Raw genomic sequence first — 3,021 nt, forward strand, 5'->3', positions numbered from 1 at the left:
CGGCTCTTCGCCGCCATCACGGCGCAGGGCGCGCGCCTGCCTTCGCAACGCCGCTTCGAAGCGCGCGAGCGTAGCGAACGCGATGGCGTGAAAGTACCACGCAAGCTATATGACGACGTGTTGAAACTGCTCGATTAATCGAGCTGATCGCCGCCGAAAGCGCGCGGCGCCCGCCCCCTCGATACACGACGCTTAAGCACCGGTTAAGCTGCGATGAGCGACAATGAGAGGTTGAAGTATCGGGGAGCGAGCGATGCGCCTGTTGCTGGTGGAAGACGACGAAATGATTGCGGAAACGGTGCTCGATTCGATGCGCCGCGAAGGTCATGCCGTCGATTGGGCGCGCGACGGGCGGCAAGCGGAGCTTTCGCTCGACAACGACGTATACGACCTCGTGCTGCTCGATCTGGGGCTGCCGAAGAAGGACGGCATCGAGGTGCTCAACGCCTATCGCCGCAAGGGTGGCGAAGCGCCCGTGCTGATCCTCACCGCACGCGATTCGGTCACCGACCGCATCGCCGGCCTCGACGCGGGCGCCGACGACTACCTCATCAAACCCTTCGACCTCGACGAACTCGCCGCCCGCGCGCGTGCGCTATTGCGCCGCCGCACGGGCCAGAAGCAGCCCGTCTACACGCACGGCGACCTCGCGCTCGACCCTGCCGCGCACGAGGTGACGAAACACGGCGCGCCCGTCTCGCTCGTGCCGCGTGAGTTCGCGCTGCTGCACGTGCTGATCGAGCAGCCCGCGCGCGTGTTCACGAAGGCCGAACTCGAAGAGCGCATGTACGGCTGGGGCGAGGAGATCGGCAGCAACGCGATCGAAGTGCACGTGCACAGCCTGCGCCGCAAGATCGGCACCGACCAGATCGTGACCGTGCGCGGTGTGGGCTACCGGCTCAAGAGGCCCGAATGAGGTCGATCCGCGGCCGGCTGCTCGGCTGGCTCATTTTCGGCTTCGCTGCGGCTTCGGCGGTGGCGGCCTTCGGTATTTTCCACACCGCACGCGAAGAAGCGGGCGAGCTGTTCGACTACGAACTGCACGCGGTGGCGCTCTCCATGCCCGCGAGCGTCGAGATGGCGCGTGAGGCCGAGCAGCCCGGCGCCGGTTTCGAAGAGATCGCCGACGACCGGATTCTCATCGAAATCTGGGACCGCAACGGCACGCTCGTCTACCACTCGCAGGAAACGCCGACGTTGCCGCGCCAGGCCACGGGCTTTCGCACAATCGAGCATGGCGAAGCACATTGGCGCGTGTATGGCATGGCGCAGCCCGAGCGCTTCGTCCAGGTCGCGCAGCCCATTTCCGTGCGCGACACGCTGGCGCTGCGCCTCGCGCTGCATACGCTGTGGCCGCTCGCGCTGCTCGTGCCGGTGACCATCGGGCTCGTGCTGTTCGTCGTGACGCGCGGGCTCGCTCCGGTGCGCGCGCTCTCCGCACTGCTCGCTTCGCGCTCGGCCCATGCGATGGAACCGTTGCGCCTCGATGGCTCGGTGCCTGACGAATTGCGCCCGCTCGTCGAAGCGCTCAACGATCTCCTGCATCGCCTGAACGTGGCCTCCCAGGCGCAGCGCACCTTCGTCGCCGACGCGGCACACGAGCTGCGCTCGCCACTCGCCGCGCTCAAGCTGCAATGGCAAGCCGCGCTGCGCGACGGCACGCTGAGCGGGGAGCCACGTACGCTCGAGCGCATGCAAACGCGCCTGAACCGCACGATACGCCTCGTGCAGCAGTTGCTCACGCTCGCCCGCGAAGACGCGCAGGCTGCCGCGCCTGCGGCCGTGGTGAGCCTGCGGCGGCTGGGCGAACAGGCCATCGGCGACTTCTCGCTGCTTGCGGAGGCGAAAGGTATCGACCTCGGCCTGGAGTCGCGGCCGCCCGTCACGCCCGAGGACGTCTGCAACGTGAGCGCCGACCCGCACGGGCTCAACACGTTGCTGAACAATTTGCTCGACAACGCGATTCGCTACACGCCCGCGGGCGGCAAGATCGACCTCATGCTCACGCGCACGCAGGAGACGCTCGGCTTCGAAGTCGTGGACAACGGCCCCGGCATTCCCGAAGCCGATCTCGGCCGCGTGCTCGACCGCTTCTTCCGCGGCGACCACGCACAGGGCACGGGCAGCGGCCTGGGCCTTTCGATCGTCGCACGCATCGCGCAACGCCAGGGACTGACGTTCGCATTGCGCAACAACCCCGGCGGACGCGGGCTCACCGCTGCGGTGACCGGGCTGCAGAGCGCAGGCGTTGCGGGAGAAACGCGCAATGCGGGGGATGCGGTGGCCAATGGCCGCCCATCCACGGCGACGAGTGATTCGGCATAGTTTTTTGGATTATGTTGTCGGCCCTGGAGGGTTGGGATTTTCTTGTTTTCACGTTGGTCTGCAAGCGTGCCCCCTGTGACTATGACGGCCAGCCGGCTTCGGTCTGCGCATGCGCCCGAACGGCTCGGCCTCGTTCATGTACCGCTGGATCGCGGCTGAAGGCCAGCCGGTGGCCCGCGATGTCCGTAGACAAAGCGCGCGAGGCCGTGGACGCGTTTATCTCGCACGCCGATCACAAGGCCGACACGATACCCGCGCGTATCGCGAAGCGCGACCGGCGCATGGCGACCAGAAAAGCATTGGCATGCTTACGGTCGGCGAGTACCTCGAGACTTCGAACTACTCACCAAAAAGCAGCAAGTCCATCAGTTATTGCTCCTAGCGCGCGCCGCGTTCTGCACAAGCTGTCCCACGTACTCCTTGGGCTGAAACCGCATGCCGACAACCGGCTCGCCCGTGGGGGATTCACCGAGCCACCCCGACCAGCCGAGCTGCTGACCGTCACCCAACACCACAGGCGTCGCGCTGTTCGGCTTGATCCGCAGTTCTAGTTCCCACTCATACTCATGGCCGACAGAAGCTCGCACCATGGCAACCAGGCGCAGCAGGTCCTGGCCGCGTGGCGTGAAGCGGTGGTAGCGCTCAATGTCAAGCGGCCCGAGCACGAGGCAGAACCGGTGCTGCCTGCCGGGCACC

General features: G+C 66.4%; 3 protein-coding genes and 1 pseudogene. 3 read left to right on the top strand and 1 reads right to left on the bottom strand.

What is annotated here, in order from left to right:
* The 3 genes and pseudogenes from VMJ11_RS13030 to VMJ11_RS13040 all read left to right on the top strand — a co-directional run.
* Positions 1-138: pseudogene (locus VMJ11_RS13030) on the top strand (oxidoreductase); the annotation flags it as partial.
* Positions 139-253: 115 nt separating this feature from the next.
* Positions 254-916 (top strand): response regulator, encoded by a 663-nt coding sequence (locus tag VMJ11_RS13035; RefSeq protein ID WP_325619816.1) that lies wholly within the window; start codon positions 254-256, stop codon positions 914-916.
* Positions 913-2,325, top strand: a complete 1,413-nt coding sequence (locus tag VMJ11_RS13040; protein ID WP_325619817.1) for an ATP-binding protein — start codon at positions 913-915, stop codon at positions 2,323-2,325. The genes VMJ11_RS13035 and VMJ11_RS13040 overlap by 4 nt, the downstream gene beginning before the upstream one ends.
* Before the next feature lie 365 nt (positions 2,326-2,690).
* Here the strand turns inward: VMJ11_RS13040 and VMJ11_RS13045 are convergent.
* Positions 2,691-3,021 (bottom strand): type VI secretion system baseplate subunit TssG (locus tag VMJ11_RS13045; protein ID WP_325619818.1); only part of this gene is annotated, 331 nt, incomplete at its 5' end.

The sequence above is a fragment of the Paraburkholderia sp. genome (assembly GCF_035501035.1).
Lineage (GTDB): Bacteria > Pseudomonadota > Gammaproteobacteria > Burkholderiales > Burkholderiaceae > Paraburkholderia.

What these genes read in the sequence shown, in the direction of transcription:
- VMJ11_RS13035 (WP_325619816.1), top strand. Translation starts at nt 254, where the DNA reads ATGCGCCTGTTGCTGGTGGAAGACGACGAAATGATTGCGGAAACGGTG.
- VMJ11_RS13040 (WP_325619817.1), top strand. Translation starts at nt 913, where the DNA reads ATGAGGTCGATCCGCGGCCGGCTGCTCGGCTGGCTCATTTTCGGCTTC.